31 protein-coding genes are annotated in these 26,414 nt (G+C 42.2%); 24 read left to right on the forward strand and 7 right to left on the reverse strand.

All coding sequences use genetic code 11. The annotated features are described in order from the left end of the window. Positions 1–592: 592 nt before the first annotated feature. The 6 genes from D7Y06_RS18460 (at position 593) to D7Y06_RS18480 (ending at position 4,233) form a co-directional block, all read left to right on the forward strand. Positions 593–775, forward strand: coding sequence for a hypothetical protein (locus tag D7Y06_RS18460; RefSeq protein WP_158591422.1), 183 nt, complete (start codon positions 593–595; stop codon positions 773–775). A gap of 283 nt (positions 776–1,058) precedes the next feature. After that, entirely contained in the window at positions 1,059–1,286 is a 228-nt protein-coding gene (locus D7Y06_RS26600; RefSeq protein ID WP_243119394.1) for a hypothetical protein, read from the forward strand. A gap of 2 nt (positions 1,287–1,288) precedes the next feature. After that, positions 1,289–2,548, forward strand: a complete 1,260-nt coding sequence (locus tag D7Y06_RS18465; protein ID WP_243119395.1) for a plasmid recombination protein — start codon at positions 1,289–1,291, stop codon at positions 2,546–2,548. A 21-nt stretch (positions 2,549–2,569) separates the two neighbouring features. Continuing rightward, the gene (locus D7Y06_RS18470) at positions 2,570–2,884 is read left to right on the forward strand and encodes a hypothetical protein (protein WP_199714766.1); all 315 of its coding nucleotides are present in this window, start codon (positions 2,570–2,572) and stop codon (positions 2,882–2,884) included. 72 nt (positions 2,885–2,956) lie between these two features. After that, a complete protein-coding gene (locus D7Y06_RS18475) occupies positions 2,957–3,280 on the forward strand; it encodes a Dabb family protein (protein WP_243119396.1) in 324 nt (107 codons plus the stop codon). Positions 3,281–4,011: 731 nt separating this feature from the next. After that, entirely contained in the window at positions 4,012–4,233 is a 222-nt protein-coding gene (locus D7Y06_RS18480; protein WP_120409197.1) for a hypothetical protein, read from the forward strand. Positions 4,234–4,534: 301 nt separating this feature from the next. On the opposite strand, the gene D7Y06_RS18485 is transcribed toward D7Y06_RS18480, so the two are convergent. Further along, positions 4,535–5,236 carry a LiaF transmembrane domain-containing protein gene (locus D7Y06_RS18485; protein ID WP_120409198.1) on the reverse strand — a complete coding sequence of 234 codons (702 nt, stop codon included), beginning with the start codon at positions 5,234–5,236 and terminating at the stop codon, positions 4,535–4,537. Positions 5,237–5,485: 249 nt separating this feature from the next. Between D7Y06_RS18485 and D7Y06_RS18490 the strand changes: the two genes are divergently transcribed. From D7Y06_RS18490 to D7Y06_RS18540, 11 genes are all read left to right on the forward strand, one after another. Continuing rightward, positions 5,486–5,959 (forward strand): Na+/H+ antiporter subunit E, encoded by a 474-nt coding sequence (locus tag D7Y06_RS18490; RefSeq protein WP_120409199.1) that lies wholly within the window; start codon positions 5,486–5,488, stop codon positions 5,957–5,959. Between the two features lie 5 nt (positions 5,960–5,964). Further along, a complete protein-coding gene (locus D7Y06_RS18495) occupies positions 5,965–6,297 on the forward strand; it encodes a monovalent cation/H+ antiporter complex subunit F (protein WP_120409200.1) in 333 nt (110 codons plus the stop codon). Beyond that, a complete protein-coding gene (locus tag D7Y06_RS18500; RefSeq protein ID WP_120409201.1) occupies positions 6,284–6,649 on the forward strand; it encodes a cation:proton antiporter in 366 nt (121 codons plus the stop codon). The genes D7Y06_RS18495 and D7Y06_RS18500 overlap by 14 nt, the downstream gene beginning before the upstream one ends. Then, a complete protein-coding gene (locus tag D7Y06_RS18505) occupies positions 6,636–6,926 on the forward strand; it encodes a hydrogenase subunit MbhD domain-containing protein (protein WP_120409202.1) in 291 nt (96 codons plus the stop codon). Before D7Y06_RS18500 ends, D7Y06_RS18505 begins: the two co-directional genes overlap by 14 nt. Beyond that, a complete protein-coding gene (gene mbhE / locus D7Y06_RS18510; protein ID WP_120409203.1) occupies positions 6,895–7,857 on the forward strand; it encodes a hydrogen gas-evolving membrane-bound hydrogenase subunit E in 963 nt (320 codons plus the stop codon). The genes D7Y06_RS18505 and mbhE overlap by 32 nt, the downstream gene beginning before the upstream one ends. Continuing rightward, positions 7,858–8,232 carry a sodium:proton antiporter gene (locus D7Y06_RS18515; protein WP_120409204.1) on the forward strand — a complete coding sequence of 125 codons (375 nt, stop codon included), beginning with the start codon at positions 7,858–7,860 and terminating at the stop codon, positions 8,230–8,232. Continuing rightward, complete coding sequence (locus D7Y06_RS18520; RefSeq protein WP_120409205.1) at positions 8,233–9,723, forward strand: complex I subunit 5 family protein; 1,491 nt, start codon at positions 8,233–8,235, stop codon at positions 9,721–9,723. A gap of 13 nt (positions 9,724–9,736) precedes the next feature. Then, the gene (locus D7Y06_RS18525; RefSeq protein WP_120409206.1) at positions 9,737–11,209 is read left to right on the forward strand and encodes a complex I subunit 5 family protein; all 1,473 of its coding nucleotides are present in this window, start codon (positions 9,737–9,739) and stop codon (positions 11,207–11,209) included. A gap of 12 nt (positions 11,210–11,221) precedes the next feature. Then, entirely contained in the window at positions 11,222–12,697 is a 1,476-nt protein-coding gene (locus D7Y06_RS18530; protein WP_120409207.1) for a complex I subunit 5 family protein, read from the forward strand. A gap of 15 nt (positions 12,698–12,712) precedes the next feature. Continuing rightward, positions 12,713–14,797 (forward strand): complex I subunit 5 family protein, encoded by a 2,085-nt coding sequence (locus D7Y06_RS18535; RefSeq protein ID WP_120409208.1) that lies wholly within the window; start codon positions 12,713–12,715, stop codon positions 14,795–14,797. 123 nt (positions 14,798–14,920) lie between these two features. Then, entirely contained in the window at positions 14,921–15,847 is a 927-nt protein-coding gene (locus D7Y06_RS18540; RefSeq protein WP_120409209.1) for a hypothetical protein, read from the forward strand. A 29-nt stretch (positions 15,848–15,876) separates the two neighbouring features. Here the strand turns inward: D7Y06_RS18540 and D7Y06_RS18545 are convergent, their stop codons facing one another. The 6 genes from D7Y06_RS18545 to D7Y06_RS18570 form a co-directional block, all read right to left on the reverse strand. Continuing rightward, positions 15,877–16,248 (reverse strand): RidA family protein, encoded by a 372-nt coding sequence (locus D7Y06_RS18545; protein ID WP_120409210.1) that lies wholly within the window; start codon positions 16,246–16,248, stop codon positions 15,877–15,879. A gap of 58 nt (positions 16,249–16,306) precedes the next feature. After that, the gene (locus tag D7Y06_RS18550) at positions 16,307–17,512 is read right to left on the reverse strand and encodes an iron-containing alcohol dehydrogenase (protein WP_120409211.1); all 1,206 of its coding nucleotides are present in this window, start codon (positions 17,510–17,512) and stop codon (positions 16,307–16,309) included. A gap of 20 nt (positions 17,513–17,532) precedes the next feature. Continuing rightward, positions 17,533–19,656, reverse strand: a complete 2,124-nt coding sequence (locus D7Y06_RS18555) for a methyl-accepting chemotaxis protein (protein ID WP_120409212.1) — start codon at positions 19,654–19,656, stop codon at positions 17,533–17,535. Between the two features lie 94 nt (positions 19,657–19,750). Beyond that, on the reverse strand, positions 19,751–20,617 hold the full coding sequence (locus D7Y06_RS18560; protein ID WP_120409213.1) for a class I SAM-dependent methyltransferase: 867 nt from the start codon (positions 20,615–20,617) through the stop codon (positions 19,751–19,753). A 67-nt stretch (positions 20,618–20,684) separates the two neighbouring features. Next, positions 20,685–21,032, reverse strand: a complete 348-nt coding sequence (locus D7Y06_RS18565) for a hypothetical protein (protein WP_120409214.1) — start codon at positions 21,030–21,032, stop codon at positions 20,685–20,687. Then, positions 21,026–21,343: a hypothetical protein gene (locus D7Y06_RS18570; RefSeq protein ID WP_120409215.1), complete on the reverse strand. Its 318-nt coding sequence runs from the start codon at positions 21,341–21,343 to the stop codon at positions 21,026–21,028. The genes D7Y06_RS18565 and D7Y06_RS18570 overlap by 7 nt, the downstream gene beginning before the upstream one ends. 162 nt (positions 21,344–21,505) lie before the next feature. On the opposite strand from D7Y06_RS18570, the gene D7Y06_RS18575 reads away from it, so the two are divergent. From D7Y06_RS18575 to D7Y06_RS18605, 7 genes are all read left to right on the forward strand, one after another. Then, positions 21,506–22,204, forward strand: a complete 699-nt coding sequence (locus D7Y06_RS18575; protein WP_158591423.1) for a LytR/AlgR family response regulator transcription factor — start codon at positions 21,506–21,508, stop codon at positions 22,202–22,204. A 2-nt stretch (positions 22,205–22,206) separates the two neighbouring features. Then, positions 22,207–23,505: a sensor histidine kinase gene (locus D7Y06_RS18580; RefSeq protein WP_158591424.1), complete on the forward strand. Its 1,299-nt coding sequence runs from the start codon at positions 22,207–22,209 to the stop codon at positions 23,503–23,505. A gap of 257 nt (positions 23,506–23,762) precedes the next feature. After that, positions 23,763–23,909, forward strand: a complete 147-nt coding sequence (locus tag D7Y06_RS26090) for a hypothetical protein (protein ID WP_158591425.1) — start codon at positions 23,763–23,765, stop codon at positions 23,907–23,909. Beyond that, positions 23,906–24,922: a hypothetical protein gene (locus tag D7Y06_RS18585; RefSeq protein WP_120409218.1), complete on the forward strand. Its 1,017-nt coding sequence runs from the start codon at positions 23,906–23,908 to the stop codon at positions 24,920–24,922. The genes D7Y06_RS26090 and D7Y06_RS18585 overlap by 4 nt, the downstream gene beginning before the upstream one ends. 77 nt (positions 24,923–24,999) lie before the next feature. Further along, positions 25,000–25,200 (forward strand): hypothetical protein, encoded by a 201-nt coding sequence (locus D7Y06_RS18590; protein WP_120409219.1) that lies wholly within the window; start codon positions 25,000–25,002, stop codon positions 25,198–25,200. Between the two features lie 29 nt (positions 25,201–25,229). Beyond that, the gene (locus D7Y06_RS18595; RefSeq protein WP_120409220.1) at positions 25,230–25,508 is read left to right on the forward strand and encodes a hypothetical protein; all 279 of its coding nucleotides are present in this window, start codon (positions 25,230–25,232) and stop codon (positions 25,506–25,508) included. 325 nt (positions 25,509–25,833) lie between these two features. Beyond that, the gene (locus D7Y06_RS18605; RefSeq protein WP_120409222.1) at positions 25,834–26,244 is read left to right on the forward strand and encodes a hypothetical protein; all 411 of its coding nucleotides are present in this window, start codon (positions 25,834–25,836) and stop codon (positions 26,242–26,244) included. The last annotated feature ends 170 nt before the right edge of the window (positions 26,245–26,414 follow it).

Genomic DNA, 26,414 nt, shown 5'->3' on the forward strand with positions numbered 1-26,414 from the left:
ATGCTATTTTATTGCCAGTTTTTATTGAATTTTCAAGGTGCATCTGCGCTTATTCAAATGCGAAGTTTGAGTCTGTAATATTAATATTGGAAATTTGTTCAGAAAACTGCCGTAAATCAATTCGGTATGCTTTCAATGTTTTCGCATCAAGACATTTTTGCGATTTGCAATATTCCAAATAGTTCCTAATGTGCGCTTTTATACTGTCCATAATTTAAAATCTCCTTTTGTGTTTTTTAGTTTCGTATATTAATTTTAATTCTTGTGTCAGTCCATTGACAATTATTGTATAGAATTTGAGATGGACTGTTTCTAAATAATAACGATTTTTAAGGTGGCACATATCAGCTATAAATAGTGCATTCTGGCACTCTGAAAACTGTTCTCTTTCGGTTATGATTGTTGCAGGCTTGAGAAAGCCGCAATAATTTAATAGGACACGCATACACCTGATTTTATTTTCGCCTTTTTATCTGTCTGCATTTATACAGGGATAAAGGGGTGGCAGAATCCCATTTCGTGCGAAGAGTTGCCTGCAATAGAAAACATTGTTGCCCGTGAAGGTAAAGAGCAGAGGATTGTGCCTACTGGCATGGCGGTCAGAGATAATGAGATAAAACAGCACCGGAATTTCAGCGAGAAGCATTTTCCGGGAGTGGCTCCTTGCGGATTTCGTCTGGATGGGCATGATGAAAACGTAGTGAGGGATCAGCCGTCCCAGTGTATGTTACCCGGTTCGGGGATTGGCGAGAGCATATATAATATTTTTGGATGAGGCAGAAGGGTAATGTGGTGGAAAACACCACGTTGTCCTCTGATACAGGTAAGCCTTGCAGTTATTATGTGATAGAAAAACGAGGTTTTCCTGTATGAGAGAATAACGTAAAGGAAGATACAAAACGAATCAGTCTTACAGCAATTTCCTTGATGAATGAAGTATCAGCAATAGTTCGGCAGGAAGGTGATGGTATGGTTCAGAAGTGTTATCAAGTGCGTTAAGTTTAGGTAGTGTTTCTGCTACAGAAAAAATTTTTAGATTTTACTTGACAAAAGCAGAAATGCTTGCTTTAACAAAAGAAGATGTTGATTTTGAAAACAATCAAATCAGCATTACTAAGACTTATTACAGAACAGAGCGCAGGGCTATTATTACAACGCCGAAAACGGAACAGTCGGTTAGAGTGATTGACATTCCGCAATTTTTAACAAAAGAGATTGAAATGTATGTGAGCCGTTGTTATGGTCTGCCGGATAATGAAACACTGACCCGGAGCGGAGCTGTCTGAATGTGGAATATTGCAACGAAAACATTAAAGACGTATACCACGAATTATTTGATGAAGCACTTGCCCGGTACAATGAGAAGCAGACAAGAAATGACCGCATAATTGATGATTACTATGAGAAAATCTGTTCCGGCAAACAGGAGAAGCCATTCCATGAAATTATTTTACAAATCGGGAACAAGGACGATATGGGGGCAAAGACAGAGGACGGACAGCTTGCGGCAAAAATACTTGATGAATATATGCAGGATTTTCAGCGGCGCAATCCTACATTAAGGGTATTTTCGGCGTATCTCCACATGGACGAAGCTACGCCACATCTGCATATAGATTTTATACCCTATACGACTGGAAGCAAGAGAGGGCTTGAAACAAGGGTATCATTAAAAAAGGCACTGGCAGAACTTGGATTTAAGGGCGGCACAAGGAGCGAAACGGAACGCAACCAGTGGGCAGCGGCAGAGAAAGAACGGCTTGCGGAGATTATGCTAAAGCATGATATTGAGTGGGAGAAGAAAGGAACGCATGAGAAACATTTATCTGTACTCGATTTTGAGAAGCAGGAACGGCAGAGAGAGGTTGCGAAACTGGAACAGACAATCTCCGGCAGTAAAGAGGAATTATCCGATATTCTTCATCAGCAGATAGCGGCAGGACAGGAAACGGAACAGATACGCAAAGAGGGTGAAGCGATCCTGCAGGAAGTATCGGAACTTACCGCTGCAAATTTTCTGCTAAAGGAGCAGACGGAAACACTGACAGAGGACAAAGAAAAGCTGTTATCTGAAAATGAGAAGTTGGAGAAACATCAGAAAAATTTACAGCAGGAAATTAACAAAATGGCGCAGTCAAAGGAAGTCATGGAGCGCAATATACACGCCTATGATGAAGATGTAAAATGGCAGTTGGCAGAGCCGGGGGCATTGATGAGCGCAAAGGCATACCGGGATAAAAAGGCTTTACCGCTTGTGGAGAAATTGAAAGAGGTCGTTAAAAATCTGACTATCAAATGCGTACAGCTTACGGAGCAAGGCAGGAAGCTGACCGCCAAAGTAGACGGACAACAAGTGCAGATTAGCCGCTTGACGGATAAGGTCATGGAGCAGAGCGATACCATAGACCGATTGCAGGAAAAAGCGTCTGATTTGGAGCGTCATTTAGGAAGGGAACAGGTACAGTTGATAGTAGAGCAGTCAAAGGCAGTAGAGCAGGCAGAAAGGGCAAAGAAACGCCCGAAACGTGCCTTTGAAATGAGCCGATAGGAAAGAGAGGATTGATTTGATATGACGGATATGGAGAAAAAAGTTATGATACGGCTGTGTGCTAAAATCGTAGCAGATACAGACCTTTACGAAACGGACAAAGAAGTGCAAAATCTGATAGACTGGGTATGCCTTTCGGAGCAGATAAAGGAAAACAACAATACAATCCGCAATCTGACCGGGGAATATAAAAAGATAGAGCTGGATTGCCGGGAGGGAGTGCGGGCGCAGTTGGAACGCATGAAAGAACTTTGCAAAGAGCGCAACAGTCTTTATGAGAAACAGAACGATTTGAAAGGGCAGAAGTGGAAAATAGAAAAATCGTTAGAACGATAATAAATGTGGGGCGCGGTGGTTGCTGCACTCTATATTTTTGTGGTAAATGAGGAACGGAAGTGATATAATTAAATGAACAAATCGACATTTGGAGGCGGGAATGCAATGATAAGGCATATATGTATGTTTACATTAAAAGAGGATAATAGGGAAAAGAATATTATTGAATTTTTTGAAAGAGCTGAAAAGTTAAGAGAATTAGAGATAATAAAGAAATTTAATATAGTTAGAAATGCGGGAAGAACACCAGTTTCTAATTATGATGTTGCTTTAATTTTTGACTTCGATACAGTAGAAACATTAGATGAATACCAAAAATCACAACGGCACATGGAATTTGGAGAATTTGTATATTCCATTAGAATTGATAGAGCTTGTATTGATTATGAAATTTGATTTAGCTAAAAATTCCGGTTTGTTGATTAGAGTGGTGGAGGACAACGAATTGATGCTTTCCTTGTTAATGTTATTTATACATGGTGCTAGCACCATGTAATAAGGTTGGATAAGGAGAAAATTAGTATTTTGCTAATGGCTCTATTTTGGCTCTAAAATTTTTCAAAACAGTAAAAATATAGAGATAAATTGGATAATATAAAGAAAAACAGGCAGGAAAACTAAAGAAAAACATTCAGATTTCATTTCCGATAGCCCCTTTCTTAATGCCTAAAAATAATAGCGAACAAAAGGAAAAGCCATTTGCCGGAATTTCATAGATAATGGCTTATGGCTCTAAAATGGCTCTAAAAATAATTTAGAAATAGGGAGCCCGCTCGTGACTCCCTTTGCTTAATTACAATAAATCTTTTGGTACACGTCCAAAGAAGAATTGATGTGTATTTCCGGGATAAGGCAGGAGAATTGCAAAGAGCATAAGAACGTTAGGTTGATAGAAAGTAGGGCATGGCGGTTGTCATGCTCTTTATTTTATGATGGTAAGTGAGGGATGAAAGTGGTATAATCAAAAAGATAAATCGGGAGTTTGACAGAGGTATTAAATAAAAAAGTTAAGCCATTATCTATAGGGCAATCAGTTTGATTGTGTTCAGTTTATGATTACTGCAGCCAATACAGGCATTGCTGGTAATAATAGATACGCCTGTAAAAGAAGTTTTTGCGGCACATCAATGGCAGCACATTACGAAAAGATGGGAAGAACTTTTGCAGAGAAAGAAACTTTTTATAAAGAGGAAGTGAATGAATTTGATGCGCCAGAGTACTTTTCGGAAAAAGATATTAGACTATATAAGTATATTGGAAGGTGGATACAAAAAGCATTATTCACCTATATTGCGAAGAAGAATGACTGCAAGAAACCGCTTGATGATAAGCCTTACCAGGAAAAATAGATGGATGAGAGAGGGTGATTAATGTTCCCAAACTAATATTTATTCATATAGATGCTTGTATAATAACTGTAAATGCATATAGTTATACCATTATAAGCTCACAAGAAGAAAATTTGCATTTTTTGAGCGGCTCTATTTTGCCTCTAAACCAAGTGCAGATTTTTTGAAGTTTCTGTAGATGCGCTTTTGGGATATGCCATGAGATTGAAGCAGGGGATTGATACCATAATTGTGGGGTTGCTTTCCAATCGATATTTCGATACATTATATGCTGAGAGTGCACTGGCGAAAGAGAAATTTGTTAAACGTAGTGAATTGCAATATGTCCGAAACTTGTATCCCCCTGAATATAGAGGGTTGCATTGCTGGTGCCTATGGATGAGCCGAATTCTTCCACAGAGCCGAAAGAACGGCTTAAGTTCGTCTGTACTTTCCACTCCTTTGGAATATATAGAACCGTCTCTCCAAAATTGTTGTCAATATCCACATAGGCGCTGTCTCCCTGGATAATGGAATTGTCAAAGTATACTTTGATGCTTCCGAAGTTGTTATCTATACGTGCCATGCAAAAATCATCGAAGTTAATATAACGTTTTACTGAGCCAAAGCTGTTTTCACAGTGAATACTTTTTCCGCTGCAGTGTTCGTTGTTTTTTTTATTATTCCAGTCATATTCCATATCTACGGAAAAATATCTCTTTTTTTTCCAGCCAAATAGAAGGGACAGCCCGATTCCTGAGAGCAGGGCTGCTGTCAGGGCAGTCCAGGGGGAAATGACATCAATGTGCAAGGGCTCGTCAAAAATAATATAGAAAAATGCAATGGCGAATGTGATGCTGTAAAAGTGCAGATATCTCAGGCCGTCAATGAAAAGCCACAGGGAAAATGCCGTTGCCAAAACAGTGGCGGCTCCAATATCAGGCACGATTCCCAGATTGCTCACCAGTAAAAATACGGCGGCTAAAATAAAGAATATTCCCCAAAAGATATTTCTTTTTTTCACGGTTGTAACCTCTTTTCTTCTAATTTGTTAATCAATGCTTTGTGTTTACAAAGTATATTTTAAAATAAGCGGGAATGGATGTAAATAGTTTTTTGCCAAGTGGATTGTTTTTGTAGGTAAAAGGTAAGAGATTGTCTGTTTCTGCTGTCTTTTCCTGTAAACTTAAGCAATTTCCTATACAAGCCGGCCTATTTAAGTTATAATGGGGATGAGAGTTTATGTGCGGTTTATCATATCAGGAGAAAAAACATGTTTGTGGGCTTATTTTTGTTGTGGGTGGTTATGAATGGACAGTGGAATATGGAGATTGCCTGTTTTGGCCTTGTTATTTCCGGGGCGGTTTTTTTGTTTGGGTGCAGGTTTTTGGATTATTCCCCAAAGAAAGAGCTGGGATTTTACAGGCTGTTTTCCTGTATTTTCGTATATTTTCTTGTCCTGGTGCGGGAAATTGTTAAGGCGAATGTGGATGCCATCCGCCTGGCCCTGTCTTTCCGCTATGAGATAGATCCTGTGATAGTAAAGTTTAAAACAGATTTAAAAACTGATATGGCAAAGGCAGTTCTGGCAAATTCCATTACCCTTACCCCGGGAACCATCACCATATCCGTGGAGGGGGATGAATTTACGGTACATGCCTTAGACCGAGATTTGGTGCAGGGGATAAGTGAGAGCGTGTTTGTGAAACGGCTGCGGAGAATGGAAGCTTTGGCAAAAGGAGAGTAGAGAGAATGGGCAGTAAAACACCGGAAATTTTGCATTCATTTCACAATTTGTTTTTGGCAGTGCTAATCATTTTGGCCGTCCTGTTCCTTTTGTGCCTAATCCGCGCAGTGATTGGCCCAAGGGTCGCCGACCGGATTATGGCCATTAATATGATGGGGACGATGGTAATTGCAGCCATTAGTATTCTGGCGGTAATGATGCAGGAAGGGTATCTTTTGGATGTGGCCATTATCTATGCCATGATTAGTTTTCTGGCTGTTATTATTATAAGCAAAGTGTATATGGGCGTATACCTGGAAAGGAAAAAGAAGGGGGAAAAGGGGAATGGAGATTCTTGAGTGGATTCGTTTCATTTTTGCGGCGGTGTTTCTGCTGGGAGGCGTGGTGATTTTTCTGGTGGAAATTTTTGGCATGTACCGTTTTCGGTTTGTGTTGAACAGGATGCAGATTGCGGCTACAGGGGATACCCTGGGGCTGGGGCTTTGTCTCATCGGCCTTATGATTGCCAACGGGGCGAATCTTGTCACGGCCAAAATGCTTCTTGTGCTTTTGTTTTTCTGGATTGCCTCCCCGGTTTCTTCCCATGTGCTTTCCCGGATGGAGTACACCACAGATGAGCAGGTCACAGACCATCTGCGTATCCTCACTTTAGAGGAGGCGGAAAAGGAGATAAGGGATGAACATATTTAATATGATTTTGCTGGGATTTCTGGTGGTGTGTGCCATTTCTGTCAGCTTTTCTAAAAATTTATTAAATTCTATTTTAATTTATATGTCATATAGTCTTGTGATGTCCCTGATTTGGATTCTGCTGGAGTCACCGGATTTAGCCATTACAGAGGCGGCGGTGGGAGCGGGGGTGACATCGGTGTTGTTTTTTGTCACGCTAAAGAAAATTTGCGCCATGCAGGATGACGGAGACAGGGAGGAGAGCCATGAGCAGGATCAGGGACCAGAAGAAGTATGAAAAAACATTTGCTTTCCATTTTTTTCGGTGGCTTTCCGGGGAAAAGGATATGTATGTGGGAAACATGGAAATGAAGCCTCAGAGGGAGCCGGAGGAGACAGAGGAGAGTATTGAGGAGCGGATGAAAGACCATCAGCAGGTTTTGGCGGAGGTGTATGACCAGACCAAGAATAAAGAGCTGCTGTTGTTTGAAAAGGCTTATAAGTTCTTAAGTATTTTATTTTGCCTGGCATTGGTTGCCATTTTGATTGTCACAGTCTCCTATCTGCCACGGGTGGGAAATGCGGCCAACCCGGATAATAATATTGTGTCGGAAACCTATATCAAAGAGGGGCTTAGGGATACGGGAGCGGTGAATATTGTAACCGGGATGATTCTTTCCTACCGTGCCTTTGACACTTTTGGGGAGACAAACGTGCTGTTTATCGCAACCTGCTGTGTCATGATTCTTTTAATGGTGGATGAGGATAAGATAAAGGAAAATGCGGATTCCAATGACAGGGATTTTGAACCGAAAAATGATGTGATTTTGCAAAAAGCCGCTTCCATTTTAGTGCCCATTGTCTTTCTCTTTGGCATTTATGTGATTTTAAACGGCCATCTGTCACCAGGTGGAGGGTTTTCCGGGGGAGCTATGATTGGAGCGGGGCTGATTTTGTATGTGGCGGCATTTGGTTTTAACAAAACGGAAAAGTTTTTTAATGAGAAGGTTTATACGGTGGTAAAGGTCACTGCCCTGGTGTGCTACGGCTGTATTGTGGCTTACTACTTTCTCACTGGGGCAAACGGGCTGCCCTGCCTTGTGCCTTTAGGGGAGCCGGGAAAAATTTTAAGCGGGGGGATTACTCTTCCCATTAATATATTTGTAGGGTCGGAGGTAGCCTGTACCATGTATGCCTTTTACGCCCTGTTTCGGAGAGGGGGATTGTAAATGGGAGGGAATCTTGTACAAAATTACGGGGAAGTTGTGGCAATGGTTTTGTTTGGCATTGGATTTACCAATCTGCTTTTGCAAAAGAACATGATTAAAAAAATTATCGGCTTAAATATTATGGACACGGCGGTGTATCTCTTTTTGGCGGAGAAAGGGTATATTACCGGGCATATCGCTCCTATTATTAAAAACGGGGATTTTAGTCCTGATACTTATATTAACCCGGTGCCAAGCGGTTTGGTTCTTACCGGGATTGTAGTCTCTGTGTCGGTGACGGCCCTGATGCTTTCTCTCACCATCCGTCTGTACCGGAGGTATCATACCCTGGATTTGGACGAGATATCCACAAGATTGAAAAAGGAAGGTCGCTAAATGGAGATGATTTTGAATTTTCCCTGTCTGTGCATACTGCTTACCATGTTTTCGGCAATCATCAGTTCGGCGTTAAACAGGAGATGGGCGAGGTATCTGAATACTTTTGTGGTAACCCTTGTGGGGATTTTATCTGCGGCCGTACTTATGTTTACTCTTACCTCTGGGAAAAGTTATGTCTATCAGATGGGACATTTTCCGGCTCCCTTCGGAAACGAGATTCGTTTTGGCAGTTTAGAGGCGGGAATGGCATTATTTTTTTCCGTCATTATGCTGCTTTCCCTAAACGGAGGCAGGGAGAAGATTCGCATGGAAATTGATCCCGGCAAGGAAAAACTTTATTATATCATGATTAATCTTTTGCTTAGTTCCCTGCTGGCACTTGTTTATACCAATGATATTTTTACGGCCTATGTCTTTGTGGAAATTAATACGATCTCCGCTTGCGGCATGATTGTAATCACGGAACACGGTAGGACCATTGAAGCTGCCACAAGGTATATGATTATGAGCCTTTTAGGTTCCGGGCTGTTTCTTATTGGAATTTGTATACTCTACGATATGACGGGGCATCTTTTGATGGAGTATCTCTATACCAGTATTTCCAATATTATGGCGGCAGGGACGTACCGGATTCCCATGATGGTTGCCATTGCCCTTATTGTGGTGGGATTGGCTATAAAAAGCGCTTTATTTCCCTTTCATGCCTGGCTGCCTGATGCCTACGGCTATTCCACGGTATCTTCTGCGGCTATGTTGTCCTCTTTGGTATCAAAGGGCTACATTTTTCTGCTGATTAAGCTGATTTACAGGGTGATAGGTTTCGAGGTGTTTTTTGGAAGCCGGATTATCAATGTGCTCTTTGTCTTTGGATTGGCAGGAATGATTATGGGCTCTGTGAGCGCCATAAGGGAAAATGATATCCGTAGAATGATTTCTTATTCCTCCGTGGCCCAGATTGGGTATATCTATATGGGATTTGGCCTGGGGACAGGGGCGGGGATGGTGGCAAGCGCCTTTCACATCCTGTCTCATGGAGCCACAAAATCTTTGCTGTTTGTGGCGGCAGTGGGTTTGACAGACGCCTCTGGAGGCCATAAGGAATTTGACGAGCTCACAGGGGCTGCATACCGGAACCGGCTGGCTGGGGCAGCTTTTCTGGTGGGAGCTTTGTCCATGGTGGGAATTCCCCTTTTTTCCGGTTTTATCAGCAAACTGCTCTTTGCCCAGGCAGCGGTACAGAGCCAGGGGAAGGCGCTGGCAGCTTTGGTTGTCCTGGCGATGAGCACAGTGCTTAACGCCATTTACTTTATGAAGACGGTGATTCGTATTTATACTCCCACGGACAAAAAATATGAAGTTACGGCTTTCGGATATAAAGTCAGTTACGCCATAACTCTTGGGTGTTTTATTCTCTTAAATCTTTTGCTGGGGCTTTTTTCCCAGCCTATTACAAATTGGATTACCCAGGGGCTTACCATATTGCAATAAAGGAGAAAAAGATATGAATCATATTCTGCTGTTTCCCATAGTGTTTCCTATTTTGGCAGGTATCATGCTGCTCACCGTAATGAAATATCAAAATCGAAAGCCCCTCCTGGCCTATGTGGGAACTGTGCTGGGGGTTAATGCACTGTGGGGGCTTTTTGCCATGTTTCGTGTCTCAGAGGGGGTTACTGTTTTTTATCTGACAAAATCTCTTCCCATTTATTTAAAAGTAGATACAGTGGGACGTCTTTTTGCTTCTCTCATGGTTTTGGTATGGCTTTTGGGGGGACTTTTTTCTTTTGAGTATATGAAGCATGAAAAAAATGAGCAGAGGTTTTATGGTTTTTATCTGATTCTGTGCGGGGTGCTATTTGGATTGGATTTTTCGGGAAATTTAATCACCCTTTATCTTTTCTATGAGTTTATGACACTTACCGCCCTGCCCCTGGTGCTGCACACTCAGACAAAGGAGGCGGTGATGGCGGGGCTTAAGTATCTGTTTTATTCTTTTGCAGGGGCCTATATGGCCCTTTTTGGGGTGTTTTTTATAGGAAGATATGCAAAGACCTTAGAATTTACTCCAGGCGGGGTGATTGACCCTTCCGTATTCCGGGAGAATGAGACATTGTTTTTTGTAGTGGCTATGCTTATGATTTTGGGATTTTCCGTAAAAGCCGGAATGTTTCCCATGCATGCCTGGCTTACCGCTGCCCACCCTGCAGCTCCGGGGCCTGCCTCGGCAGTGCTTTCCGGTATTATTGTAAAAGGGGGGATACTGGCATTAATCCGTGTGGTATATGAGATTATCGGCGTGGATTTTCTTCGGGGGAGCTGGGTGCAGCAGTGGTGGATGATACTTTCTCTTCTTACGGTGTTTTTGGGTTCGCTTCTGGCTTTCCGGGAGCCGGTTTTAAAAAAGAGGCTGGCTTATTCCACAGTAAGCCAGCTCTCCTACATACTTTTCGGGCTGTCTCTCTTTGAGGTTCAGGCAATGACCGGCTCCCTGCTTCACATCATAGCCCATGTTTTTATTAAAGTGGCGTTATTCTTCACAGCAGCGGCTATCATTTATATGACGGGGTGCAAGCGAGTGGAGGAACTCCGGGGCGTGGCAAAGGGAATGCCGGTGACAATGTGGTGCTATACCATTGTTTCCCTGGGGCTTATTGGGATTCCGCCCACCAGCGGGTTTATCAGCAAATGGTATCTGGCAGAAGGGGCGCTTCACACAGGGATACCGGTATTTTCCTGGCTTGGCCCTGTGATTTTGCTTCTCAGCGCACTGCTTACCGCAGGGTATCTTCTGCCCTTGTCGATGCGGGGATTTTTTCCCGGGGAGGGCTATGACGCCGGGAGGTTTGCCGGGAAGGAGCCGCCTCTTTCCATGCGGGTTCCCCTTTTGATTTTTGCAGGGCTTACTTTGGGAATTGGACTGTTTCCAAATGTTTTTACAAATATACTTTCTGCTGCGGCAGATTTTCTCATGTAGGGGGAGTGCGGGATGAGTAGATTATGGCTGTGTTTTGTGGTGGTATTCCCTATGTTAGCAGGGCTTTTTGCCCCCTTGGTCTATCGGAAAAAACAGGAATTTTTCAGGGCTTACCTGGGTATTTCGGTGCTTTTAAACAGTGTTTTGGTGTGGCTGCTTTTATTTCACAGGCCGGAGGCAGGAATTACCCTGTTCTATTTTACGGGAAACCTAACCATTGCCTTTGAATTAGACGGCCTGGGCTGTGTGTTTGCCGGGCTTGTATCTTTTCTGTGGCCGTTGGCAACATTATATTCTTTTGAGTATATGGCAAAGGAAGAACATGAGGATATTTTCTTCTTGTTTTACACTATGACGTATGGCGTGACACTGGGAATTGCCCTGGCGGATAATTTTCTTACCATGTACTGTTTCTATGAGCTTCTCACTTTAGTAACGGTGCCTTTGGTGATGCACACCCTTACCAGAGAGGCGATTTTAGCCAGCAGGAAATATCTCTGCTATTCCATTGGAGGGGCGGCCTTTGCCTTTATCGGAATGATATTTATTATTTTGTACGGCAGCACCACGGATTTTGTGCTGGGAGGAGTGCTGGAGCCTGGAAAAATAGGGGGAAAGGAAAATATTCTTCTCTTGGTGTATATTTTTACTTTCCTGGGATTTGGGGTGAAAGCGGCTATTTGCCCCTTTAATTCCTGGCTGCCCCAGGCCGGCGTGGCCCCGACTCCCGTGACGGCTCTTTTACATGCGGTGGCAGTGGTAAAATCAGGGGCATTTGCTGCTATGCGGGTGACGTATTACAGTTTTGGAACGGAATTCTTAAGGGGAAGTTTTGCTCAGCATTTTTTGATGGTTATTGTGATGTTTACTATTTTGTATGGGTGCAGCATGGCCCTTAAGGAAACCCATTTAAAGCGCAGGCTTGCCTATTCCACGATCAGCAATCTGTCCTATATTTTGTTTGGGGTGGTGATTATGACGCCTCTGGGACTGGGGGCGGCGCTGACCCATATGGTGTGCCATGCTTTTATGAAGATTTGTTCCTTTTTTTGCGCTGGGGCGATTATGCATCAGACAGGAAGGCATTATATTCACGAACTGGATGGATTTGCCAGGAGGATGCCCAGGGTTTTTGCCATATTTACTGTATCTGCCGTGGCCCTTATGGGGGCCCCGGGGCTGTGCGGATTTATCAGTAAGTGGAATTTGGCAGCAGCAGCCATTGACAGCGGAAACGTGCTGGCATGGTTTGGAATCGGCTGTCTTTTGGCCTCTGCGCTGCTTACGGCTATGTATATGCTTACCATTGTAGTGCGGGGATATTTTCCCGGAGAGGGATTTGACTATGACAGTATTGCAGATGTGAAAGACCCTAATTTTAGGATGCTTCTGCCCCTTTTGATTTTTGCAGCGGCAATGTTTTTACTGGGGATTCATTCCCAGCCATTTGTGGATTTGTTTATGAGGGTTGCACAGGGCAGTTTTTAGCAGGAGGAAAAGCACATGGAGGGAAATGCGGTTTTATTTATTCTTGTTTTATACCCTATGATTATGGCAGTAGCTGCCTATGTGATGGGAAGAAAGGGAAAAGAGGGCGGCGTGAAGGCAGCTATAGCCGCCGGGGTAATCGAATTTGCACTTGTGGCCGGGACGGTTCTTTTGCTGGGAAAGGCAGATTTGTATGTGCCCCAGGTCTGCGGCATGGGATTTCGTTTTACTCTGGAAGGCTTCCGGTGTGTCTATGCCTTGACAGCATCTTTTATGTGGATGATGACTCTCTTGTTTTCCAAAGAATATATGGCCTATGGGGACCACAGGGACAGGTATTTCTTTTTTCAGCTTATGACCCTTGGGGCTGTCATGGGAGTGTTTTTATCTGCAGATTTGTTTACCACCTTTGTGTTTTTTGAAATTATGTCTTTTACCTCCTATGTGTGGGTGGCGCAGGAGGAGACAAAGGAAGCTCTGCAGGCGGCTGATACTTACCTGGCGGTGGCTGTTTTTGGCGGGCTGGTTCTTCTTATGGGGCTGTTTTTGCTCTATGAGCTCCTGGGAACATTGGATATGTCTTCTTTACTTTTAGCGGCGGAAGAATGTGAAAATAAATCAGGATTATATATTGCAGGAATATGTACCCTCGTGGGATTTGGAGCAAAAGCGGGGGCCTTTCCCCTGCATATCTGGCTTCCCAAGGCCCATCCTGTGGCGCCTGCTCCCGCATCTGCGCTGTTGTCCGGAATTCTTACAAAGTCCGGTGTTTTTGGGATTTTGGTGGTGAGCTGCAATATTTTTCTCCATGATAAACCCTGGGGCATGCTGCTTTTTATCCTGGGGCTTTTGACCATGTTTTTGGGAGCGTTACTGGCGGTGTTTTCTGTGGATTTAAAAAGGACCCTGGCCTGTTCTTCCATGTCCCAGATTGGCTTTATCTTGACAGGGGCGGGGATGCAGAGCGTACTGGAGGAACGGGGGCTTGCCGTTGGGGGAACATTTCTGCATATGTTAAATCATTCTTTAATCAAATTGACGCTGTTTATGATTGCCGGGGTGATAGTGATGAATCTCCATAAGCTGAACTTAAATGATATTCAGGGGTATGGGAGAAAGAAACCATTTTTAAAAATTACCTTTCTTGCGGGAGCACTTGGCATTGCAGGCATACCTTTGTTTAACGGCTATGTGAGCAAGACCTTGCTCCACGAAAGTATTGTGGAGGGCAGGGAGCTGTTTTTGGAGCTGGGAAATACCACTGCCGCAGGATTTTTACATATTTCGGAATGGATATTTTTAATCAGCGGGGGTATGACCCTGGCTTATATGACAAAATTGTATGTAGCCATATTTGTGGAGGAAAACAGGAGCCTGATGGTACAAAGGGAATTTGACAGACAAGAGCAGTATCTCTTATGGAGGGGAAAACTTGCCATCGGGGGCAGTGCAGTGCTTTTGCCTGTTCTTGGACTTTTTCCCAATGTAATTACTGACAGGATTGCAAATTTCTCCCACGGCTTTTTTCATTTTTCCGGGGAGGTACACAAAGTTTCCTATTTTAGCACAGAAAACTTAAAGGGAGGTTTTATTTCCATTGGAATTGGGATATTTATTTATATATTCATATTGAAATTTCTCACAGAGGGAGGCAGGGAAAGCCGTGTGTATAAAGACTGCTGGCCCAGGTGGCTGGACTTGGAATACCTGGTTTACCGTCCCCTGTTCCTTTCTATACTGCCCTTTGTTTTTGGGGTGATTTTCAGGATATTTGACAGTCTGGTGGATTTTGTGGTTCTTTTCCTGAGAAAAACGGTGTACAGGGACAGAAAGATTCCCCATGAACTTTCAGAAGGTTCCGTGTTTACCCACAGCCTGGGAGGGTTTATGGATGCTGTGCGCTCTTTCAAGCGAAGAATTTTAAAACAGCCTGTGCCCGGGCATGAGGTTTCTTATGCCCATAAGCTGGCCATGCAGAGGGAAAAGATTATGGAAACCAACACCATTATCCGAAGAAGCCTGTCCTTTGGGCTGCTCCTGTTTTATGTGGGCCTGGTATTTACCTTGATTTACCTTACGTGGAGGTCTTTTTTCTTCTGAAAAGGATATGGCATGTCATAAAACGCCTATTTTTTGGAGTAAAACAGGGTGTGGGAATAGGTGAAATAACCGATATATAAAATATGAAGGGTTACGGGAAACAGTTTGCAAGGAGGCAGAGATATGAATGTAAATTTGAATGTGAACCAGGGCAGAAATACTCTTTTCGGGGGAAATCTGTTTCAAAACGGAAACGATATGACTGTGCAGGAAAGGATTGCGCAGAAACGTCAGTTATATGTGAAACAGGGCACGAAAATGGTGAAAGATGCGGATAAGACGGAACGGAAAATTGACAAGAGCATTGATGATGCCAGGAATCAGGTAAAAGAGACAGTTGATTTGTTGGGAGAGTACCAGAAAAAAATCGGCGAGATAGATGATAAGCTGGCTCAGGCAAAAGAAGAGTTTGAAGTGGAGGATGACAGCCAGGAGCAGAAAGACTTAGAGATTTTGCTGAAACAACAAAGGCAGGGTTCCGGTATGGGAGAGCCTATGACAAAGGAAGAAATGCAGCGCTATGACGAGATTAAAGGCCAGCTCACGGATTACCAGAAGATAGCCCTTGAAGCTTATAAGGAGAGAGACCACTACACAAAGCAGGTGGGTAAGGCGGAGATTAAGATTCAGGCCATTAACCAGGCAATCCGCCAGATTAAAATTGACCGGCCCGCTTCCCAGGTAATGCAGGATGCCCAGAGAAACAAAGAAGATTTGATGGAGGCGGCTTCCAAAGAGATTCAGGGTATGCTAATGGAAGATGCCAAAGATAAAATTGACGAGAAGGCAGAGGAGATTCAGGAAGCAGCAGAGAAACGGGAAGAGAAGAAAGAAGAACTGGAAGAACGTCTGGAAGCTGTTAAGGAGGACAAAGAGGAGACCGAGGAAGCAGCGGAATCTGCGGCAGAGACTGCCCAGGAGATGGCGAAACAGATTATCGACAGCGATGCGCTTAATACCTCTGTGGATGAAGAGGTGAAAAAGAAGATGGAAGAATTACAGAAGCATTTGGAAGAATTGAAAGGAATCGTAATTGACACCAACGTATAAAAAAATTCCCCGCAAAAGCGGGGATTTTTTTATTTTACCGCAATGGCTTCGATTTCACAGAGAACCCCTTTGGGAAGCTCTTTTACCGCAACACAGCTTCTGGCCGGTTTGGAGATAAAATACTTTGCATAAACCTGATTAAAGGAGGCAAAGTCTTCCATATTTGCAAGAAAACAGGTGGTTTTTACTACGTTTTCAAATCCGCTTCCGGCGGAAGATAAAATGGCGCCCACATTTTTACAGCTCTGTTCTGTCTGGGCTTCAATGCCCCCTGAAACAATAGAGCCGTCCTGGGGATGAATGGGTATCTGGCCGGAGGTAAAGATAAATCCGTTTACCTCATATCCCTGGGAATAAGGGCCAATTGCCCCCGGTGCTTTTTCTGTACTGATAATGTTCATGATGTTCCTCTCTTTCCTGTTCAATATGCGTGGCTATTGTGAAGAATAGCTGTAATTCTTATCTGGCTGCCTGGTATATCTGAATAATATCCTGTTTGTCCAGTTTTTTTACAATCCCCACAGTTCTTGTCTGGCCAAAAGTGCATTTTTCCGCCAGTTCTTCGATTTGCTCTTCTGTCACAGTTATTCCCAGCTCTGTTAAGGAGATGGGCATATCTATGGAATGGTAGAAATTTTCCATAGCTTTGATTCCTGACAGGGCCAGGGAATCTATCTCGTCTTGGGACAGATGCAGAAGATCACAGTCAGAAGGGGTGATATTGTGGACATTTACGGCAAATTTGGCAAAGCGGAGCGGGTTTTCCTTGTAGACGTACCTTGCCCAGCTTCCCCAGATTGCTGCAAGCCCTGCACCGTGGGCCACATCAAACATACCGCCCAGTTCATGTTCAATCTGGTGGGATGCAAAGTCGCCTCCGTCTGTGCCGCAGCCAGTAAGTCCGTTGTGGGAAAGGGAACTGGCCCACATCACTTCTGCTCTGGCGTTGTAGTCGATGGGATCTCTTTTTAAAACCTTTGCGTATTTCATCACATCCCGCATTAGAGCTTCGCTGATGCCGTCTGTAAGTTCCATATTTTCACACTGATTAAAATACCGCTCCATGGTGTGCATCATAATATCCACACAGCCGCAGGCCGTCTGGTATTCCGGCAGGGTAAAGGTAAGTTCCGGATTCATAATGGCAAATTTGCATCGGCTTACATCCGCATTGCATCCGCGTTTCAGCCATCCATCTTCGTTAGTAATAACGGAAGAATTGCTCATTTCGCTTCCCGCTGCTGCAATAGTGAGAATGGCTCCCACAGGAAGGCAGGATGCGGGGGTGCGCTTCTTTTCATAAAAGTCCCACACTTCCCCCTCATTCGCTATGCCGTATCCAATAGCCTTTGCGGAGTCAATGACACTGCCGCCGCCAATGGCAAGAATAAAATCCACCCCTGATTTTTTACACAGTTCAATCCCTTCATGTACAAGGGAAAGCCTTGGATTGGGCTTAACGCCCCCCAGGGATATAAAAGAAATTTCGTTTTCCAACAGCGATACTTCAACCCGGTTTAACAGCCCGCTCCGGCTTGCGCTGCCGCCGCCGTAGTGAAGAAGCACTTTTTTACATCCCTGCTCTTTTAAAAGTGTTCCGATTTGTTTTTCTGCGTCCCGCCCAAAAACAACTTTTGTGGGGGTATAGAATGTAAAGTTTTCCATAACTGCTCCTTTATAAGAATTTATAATTGGAATTTACTTACTGCATGGTTTAATTCCGTAGTGTTGTCGTTGAGCTGATGGGTAGCGTCTGTCAATCCGTTCATGATAGAAGCCTGTTCTTTAATTCGCTCGCTTACCTGGTGGGTGGATGCCAAAGTCTCCTCAATTACATCAGAAATATTTTTAATGGAATTTAAAGTGTCCGCCCGGTCAATATCCATGCTGGCAATTTCTCCTGCAACCTGTTTCATATTGTCCAGGAGATGTTCAATAACTTCATTCATATCCAAAAACATCTGTTTCGTAGTCTCCACCATTTCCTGTTGGTTTTTCACGATTCCCTGGGCCTGGGAGGTGGCTGTCTTTGCGTCATCTGTCATAACATGAATCTGCCGCACCAGATCCTCAATGGCTTTGGCGGATTCCATGGAGTTTTCGGAGAGTTTTTTAATTTCCTCCGCAACAACGGTGAATCCACGGCCCATCTGTCCTGCCCTGGCAGCCTCAATGGATGCATTTAAGGATAAAAGGGTGGTCTGGTCTGCAATATCGTTTATGTTATTTACAAATTCCTCTATCTGGATAGAATGTTCAATTAGTTTATCTACTTTTTCATTTACAGTTGCAGTAATGTCAAAGGTTTCATGGGACTGTTCAATAAGCTGTTCCATGGAGTTGGAGCCATCCTGCACCATCTGTTTGGTGCTGTCAGCCAGCTGCTCCACTTCTAAGATTTTATCTCCTGTGCGGAGAATCTTGCCGGAGAGGGCATCCATTTTGGATAAACATTCCTCCGCTTCATTTGCCTCCTGATTTACCCCGTTGTTTATCTCTGCAATGGCATCGGAAATTGCAGCCACGGAAGTGTTTATGACATCGGAGACTTTTCCCACATTGTTGGAGGAGAGGGACACATCCTGAGTCGTATTCTGCACACTGGATATAAGGTTTTTCGTGTTGCCCAGGGTATCCATTACATGTTTGGACAAAACGGCAAATTCACTTTTGCCCCCCATGGCGAAATCTACTGTTAAATCTCCCTGGGAAGCCTTCATTAACCCTTCTGTAATCAGCTTTAAATTCCTCTGCAGTCCAAGGAGAATTAATAAGCCTATCACTCCCACAACCAGACAGGAAATAATAATGGAAATAATCACTGTGTGGCGGATGGTTAACGCCTGTGCGGTGATTACGCTTTTGGGTACAAGGGCGGAAATTACCGCATCGTTTGTATTGCAGCGGCGGTACATGTAAAGGTATTCCCTCCCGTTTACCGTAACATAGTTTTTGCCGCTGACTTCCTGGGAGGAATAGGCGTTCTGGGCATATTCCTTGTCGCTGAAGGTAAAATCGTCAGAGCCCACAAGAATTTCTTTTCCCTCTTTTGTGTGGTAGCCGATTACGCTTCCCTGGCCAAGGTCAATCTCTGATAAGACAGAGCGGATTCTGCTGGCATTGATATCCACAATAATCATAGTGCGCTTATAGTTGCCCACCAGGCAGAAAGAGCCTGCGTATTCTTCCGGGTCCAGTTTAAAGAGTTCATCTAACTGCACATGGTTTGAACCCCATTTTTCCTGGCTTTTGGAACTGCTGCACTGATTTTCCATCTCAGACCTTATATCTCCATAGATTTCATCCCCGGTAAAAGAGCCGATGCTGGCGCTGGAGAGTACGGCGCTGGGGCTTTCGGGGATTAAATGTATGTTTTTCACAAAGTCATTGGATAACTGTTTTAATAATATAGTGCTCTTCATGTCATTTTTTGCCCGCAGGGAGTTTAAATCAGAAGAGCGGGAGGCATATGTAAGGAAATTGGAATCCGTAGAAATTTCAGAGGAACTTGAAATAATGCTCTGAAGTCCGAAGTCAATTAACTGGGATGCCATTTCCATGGAAGTTATGTTGGAATTTTCATAGGTTTCAATCAGGCCGTCCGCCGCCTGGCGGTAAGAGGAGAATCCTACGGCTATCACAATCAGGATTGGAATTACGAAACCAACTAAAATCTGAAGTTTTAAATTCACAGGTTTTAACTGTTTTTTCCGGGATAAATTTATCCCAAGGGTTTTGCCTCTTTTATTTTTGGATGATTTTGTCAAATTTCTTTTCTTTTGGTTGTTTTTCTTTTTATCTGGTTTCATAGCTTCCCTCCTTTTAGGGTATATAATTACACTATACTCTCTGTATGAAAAATTTGCAATATAATAAAAATATTTGTAATTTTTTACTAGTTTTTTACTTCTGTTTTAGTTCAAATCTCCCAGTGGCGCCGCAGGGGAGGATGAATCCGTTGGAGGATACTGGGAGTCCGATTTCATCGGCAGTGACAAATCCGTGAAATTTTTTCAGTTCCAGTTCCAGCATATAGGCTAAAACCGCAGGCTGGAGTCCTGTGGTATAGGAATTGATAAGGAAAAAAACCGGATTGTCAGCTAAAAGGTTAGCACAGAGTTTGATAAATGGATGGATGGAATCCTCAATTTTCCATATTTCTCCCTTTGGCCCCCTGCCGTAGGAAGGAGGGTCCATAATAATGGCGTCATACTTATTTCCCCTGCGTATTTCCCGCTCTACAAATTTTACGCAGTCGTCTACAATCCAGCGGATAGGGGCATCCTTAAGGCCGGAGGATAGGGCGTTTTCTTTTGCCCAGGCAACCATACCTTTGGATGCGTCCACATGGGTAACTTTTGCCCCGGCTTTTGCAGCGGAAATCGTTGCCCCTCCAGTATAGGCAAAGAGATTTAACACAGTCAAAGGACGGTGCGCATTTTTTATTTTTTCAGCGCACCAGTCCCAGTTTACTGCCTGTTCTGGGAAAAGCCCTGTGTGTTTAAAACTAAAAGGCTTTAACTGAAAGGTGAGAGCGCCATAGGTGATGCTCCACTGGTTTGGAAGGCCAAAAAACTCCCATTCCCCGCCGCCTTTTTTACTTCTGTGATAATGGCCGTTTTTCTTTTTCCAGCCCTTGTGGTTTCTATGCGTGTCCCATATTACCTGGGGGTCAGGCCGGATTAAAAGATAGTCTCCCCAGCGCTCTAATTTTTCTCCGTTAGAACAGTCTATTACTTCATAATCTTTCCAGTTATCTGCCAGCCACATAATCGTATCCTTTCCTTATTATATGAAAATTCAATACCCATTTTTTTCTGCTCCAGGACAAAGACGGTCACCAGGCATGGTAAACCTCCATGTACTCAGAAGAAAAGGGTTTTTCAAAATCCTGTAATCCCGGATTTTCTTTTATAATGGTTTTACACACATCCTTTGGACGGGAAAAATCATTTTGCACATAAATGAGGGTGTCCTCAATATTTGTCAGGCCATATTCTTTTAGGTTATCCAGGGAATCTACCTGGAGAAGTACCACATGTTCAAAGGAGGAGAGCTGCCCGAATGAGGGGACAATTCCTGGGGCAGAAAAAAGGATTTTTTCTTTTCCTTTGCTGCAGAAGGGCAAAGAGGAAAAGTAAGATAAGTCCCCAGAAGCATCCCGTAAAAAGCTGTGTATTAGCAAAACCTGTAAAAACCTTTAAACGTTCCCAAAAGTCTCCCATAAAAAACATGTATACAATGACGTAGTAATGGGTCAGGGCTCCAGCCGCACTGCAGAAAAACAGTTCCAGATAAAAAATCTTTCGGGGATGCGTGTAGTATTTTACATGAATCAGGGAGTGGAACACCACAAAGAGCAAGGCCGAAGGTAAAATATTCGTCCATATGAAAGCCCTGTTTTTGGGCGCAGATAAGTGTGAGGAGGCATGTCTGCAGATGAAGTAAAAATGCAAATATAAGTAGTTTTTTTGTTTCTGCAGAGATGGATTTCATGGCAGTGCCTCCTGTTTTTCCAAATTAAAATTTATGTATATGCTATCACAGAATGGAGAGAAATTCAACTGCCTAGAATGGTGAAGAGGGAGGGGCGGTTGTTGCTATCAGGAATTTGTGTTAGTATAAAATAAGTGGGATAGGATGATTGGGGGAGTGGAAATGACAATAGGGATATGTGATGACCTTAAGGCTGCAGTTTTGGAACTGCAGGGAATCATTGAGGAATATTGCAGAAAAAAAGAAATAACTGCAGATATTGTAACTTTTGACAGGGGAGAGGAAGCTCTTTTACACATTGATTCAGTAGATATTTTATTTTTGGATATGGAAATGCCGGGAATGGACGGGATAGAAACTGGAAAAGAGATTTTGAAAAAGAAGAAGGACTGTAAAATCATTATGGAGACCAGCCATGAAGAACGGTTTAAAGAGGCGTTTTACATAAAGGCATACCGTTTTGCCAGCAAGCCCTTTTCCATACCGGAAATCGAGAGCTGCCTGGAGGATGCCATACATACATTTATCGGGTCTGATGTTGTGGAATTATGGGAGAGCAGGAAAATGTGCTCTGTTGCCCAAAAGGATATTCAGTTTTTAAAAGCTTATGACGGTTATGTGGAGGCCTATGTGGGGGGCAGGATTATGAGAAAGGATGTTTCCTTAAATAAAATGGAAGAAATGCTGGATAAAAGGCTCTTTTTCCGTGTCAGCAGGGAATGTGTGGTGAATATGGCGGCCATAGAGGATTACAGACAGGGCGTGATATACATTAGAAATTATGAAATAAAAGCGGCCAGGAGGAGAAGGAGAGAGTTTGAGGCGGCGTATTTGGAGTTTGATATTACATACGGAGGATGATTATGTTTGGCGCGCTTATTTTATATTTTCTTGAAATTGTAAGATATTTCCTGGGGAATAAAATCTTCTTTCAAAGACCTTTGAAAAATTATTGGGCCGTATTGGTTTTTTGGGGGATATATGCAGGGGTTCTTTTTGGGTTTTTAGATAAGAGAAATTTGATAGATAATGATTTGACGGTTTATCTTTTTGTGGCGGCGGCGTTTTTTATAATGCTGGAAGGGGAAACTGTAAAAAAGATTTTTCAGATAATTTCTCTTTTGTGCATCTTTGCCTGCATGGACGAGGCGGTGGGGATAGGAATTTCTTGGATATTGGGAAGGGAAAACTTTACATATCTGCAAATGTGCCTGATGGAGTGTGTCGTTGTAAATCTGGTACTGCTGGCTTTGTATTTCCTTAAAAAAGCAGGCAGCAGGCAGGGAGGTCAGGCGGATGGAGAAGTGTCGGAGAGGGGTTATATTGTTATCTTATTTGCAGGGGTATCATTGGCATTGCTGGTAAGCAGTATTGTGCTGTTTCAAGGGGCAGCCAGAGGGAAAGACAAAACAATTTATGATCTCTTGGGTGCAGCGGCATACGTCTGCATTATTGGAATGATTTTGTTTTTGTTTTATGTGAGAAGAGTAAATGAGCAGGGAAAGCGTTTGTTTAAAACCCAGCAGGTACTAAACGAAATGCAGAAAGATTACTATCAGGCGTTATTGGAAAAGGAGAGGGAAACCAAGCAGTACCGTCATGATATGAACGGCCACTTGATGTATCTATATGAACTGGTAAAGGGAAATGACAAGGCGGAAAAATATATCAAAGAACTGCAGGGAAATCTGGTGGGAATCAAGACGAAGTGTTTTCTTACCGGAAATGACATTTTGGATACCATTTTGAACTATTATCTTTCTGGATATGAGAATGGGAATGTTTCGGTAATTGGGAAATTGAAAGAACCTCCGGAAATCAGCGATGTGGATTTTTGCATTATTATTTCTAATTTAATTAAAAATGCCATAGAGGATATTGAGAGGGAAGACCTGGAGGAAAATTATATAAGGGTTCATATGAAACCCGGAAAGAACCATATGCTGATTGAGATTAAAAATGCATCCCGTCTCTGCATAGAAAAGGGAAATTTGAAAATGAAAACAAAAAAGAAGGACAGAGAAAATCATGGCTTAGGGCTTATCAATGTACGAGAGGTGGTAAAGAAAAACGGAGGGACTTTTGAACTTACGGGGGATGGGAAGGAAGTTACAGCCAGGGTGACACTGCGTATAAAAACAGAACCGTTTACGGAGTTATAAGACCGTTTACGGAGTTTGTGTAGAAATCTGTAATATAATCTGTTATCTTTTTTGTATAAGAAAAGGAAGGGAGATGGAAGGTATGTATTTTAATTTGTTTTCTGGGAAATACGGACTTTTAGACAAGCTTTTTGACTTTTTTAAGATGTTGTAAGATGTTTAGTATTTTGATTATAGACATGAGGTGATGAAATAAGGAATACTGCATTTTAAAAATGATGAATTTACATTGCATGTAAAAATTAGAGAAGTACAAAATGAAAAATAAATTTGTAAAAAAAGTCTTTACTTTAGCATTAGCAGTTATAGCAATATCGACTGTTTCAGCAGAACCTGCTTCGGCATGTAAAATAACTGATAATACTTGTATGGATAGTTATTTATACGGAGGTCAAATGAAATGATAAAAAAGAGAACGAGAATAGTATGTGTTACCTTGATTTGTAGTTTGTTGTTACCGATACAATCGGCATCTGTAAAAGCAGCAGATAATAATGGGAGTGAATTGTCAGAAGAAATTTCAAGTCTTGCAGATTTTGAAGCAGTAGATGAATTAATTGAACAGCGTGTAGATGCAATGACAGATGGGGATATGAGTGAGTATCATGAACTTACGGAAGAGTTAGAAGCACATGGGTGTGAAGATGTTTCCGCCCAGGAAGTTCAGGAATTAACTGGGGAAACATCGCAGGGATTACTAAATTCGCAGATACAATCAAGGAATAATATATCAGTACAAACAAAAGGATTATATTCCGCTGCAGCGTCAAATGTAACATTTTCTAAGTCAATTACCAATGTTAGCTATGGAGGAAAGTCTTATAAGGTGATGAAGATAACGGCCTCTCCAAAAGGAAGGGGGACGCTTTTCAATACAGGAAGTGTTACACAAAAATACAATTCTTCGATAAAAGCAGGGTCATTAAACTTGTTGAAGATAGTCGCTAAAAAAGCAGGGTCAGCCAGTAATGTCATAAAATTGGTGTCCTTATATGATACGGTATGTAGCGTTATCAGAGGATTTAAAAGTACAACTAAAGTTGAGGGTGTTGAAGCAAATTATACTTGGACAGTAGAAGAAATTTGCTCGTTTATATATGTGTATGATGCACGAGTGAAAAATTATAGAATTAGTGCAAGTTATAATAAAGCAAAATATGTTGTTTCAATGAATTTACCATATTTGAAAGTGAAAAATGGCAAGAGTTATTCTGGTATTACTCATAAGCAGTATAGTGATTGGATTTCTGCTCAGAATTATGGCAAGACAGACAAAGCGATTAGTTGTTTTAAACAAGGTACAACATATAATTCATGGGTATATAATGTAAGTATGACTGGATGCAAAGGAAAAAATATAAAAAATGTTTATTTACAGCATCCGGAAAGTGCGATGACGCTGGGATATTGGAATTAGTGGGGAGTTGATATATATGACTTTTACAAAAAAACAATGGATTTTCTTTCTTTTATCTACCGGGGGAGCTGTTATGATTGGAGCAGGAATTGGAATTTATCAGTCAGAAGCAATTTCACTTACCCTATGCATTATCATGTGTATCGTTGGGTGTATCATGCTGGCTGCATCAGGAATTTTTCTGCACAGGAAAATGCGGTGTTCGTTTTGTCATCGCATATATCCTTTATATTGTTGGTGGGGGATGGAGCATTGCCCATATTGCGGAGAATATTTAGATTAAAGAGAATAAGGCGCTGCTAATAATATGGAGGTTTATGATATTGAGAAAGACATGGATATAAGAAGCAAGAATGCAAAACGTACTCTTGCAGTAACAAAAATTACATTATGCGCCTTTGCTATAGTTCGTTTAATCAGGAGAAATGTCTGCTATGATTTGTTTTTAATATTTTTTATTGCGCAGTTGGCAGAAAGCATCCAGTTATATCATGTTTTTAGACGAAAAATAGATTTTGTTGAGATTATCGGGTTAACGATAGCCATTCTTGGAATATTGCTTTTATATCTTTGCCTTTTAAGATAATAATAATTTATATGCAACCGTTTGGAGGCTGTCCATACGGTTGCATTTTAATATTCCAATTTTTTGTGAACCCATGGAGATGCCAGAAGCTATTATGATTTTTGGGGAAAATACAACAAGTATTATTTAAAAAGCAGAACTGCTGCAAAAAATAAGGTGACAGCTGCTCATGAATTTGGTCATGCACTGGGATTGCAAGATTTGTATAATGACTATAATCAGGGACAAATAATGTGTGGAAATGGCCGTAGAACAGCAACAAAACCATCAGCAAAAGATATAAAAGGAGCTAAATACGCTACAAGATAATATAAGGAGAGCAATGATGAAAAGAAAAATAAAAATATGGTGTTTATTGTTTTTAATATTGACCTTTACACAAATTAGAGAAAGTATAACTAGTGTTCAGGCAGCAGGTATAGGAGTTACACAGTTCGAAATTCCAAGTGAAGCAAAATATAATGGAGTAGGTATCTACGGAAAATTTATTAAAGTACATACATCTGCAAAAGCGGAAAAGCTTGTTGTATCTGCGCCAGAGTATATAAAGGGTCAGGCTGTAAGAGTTGCATTATGTGATAGCGATCAAAGGCAAATCAGTGATTTGACAAAAATTACAAGTTCTTCTCAGAAAGTGACTTATTTTGTAAGAGGTGGTTCTAAATATTATATCTCTGCTAGTCTAAGTGACATAAATATAAAAATTAGTATTAAAAGGACAGCAATAACAGCATAGAAACTAAACAGTTTTTTAAAATTAAGGTTGATAAAGAAAAGTTAGTAAAATTAAGCCTGAATTATTCACGGCAGTATAAACTCAGGGAGTGTAAAATAAGTAAACGGTAGATAGTGCGTACCTCGACTAGGGCGGCAAAATATGTGACAATAGGCTATATTTCTATCATG

Source organism: Roseburia sp. 1XD42-69 (assembly GCF_003612565.1).
Lineage (GTDB): Bacteria > Bacillota > Clostridia > Lachnospirales > Lachnospiraceae > Roseburia_B.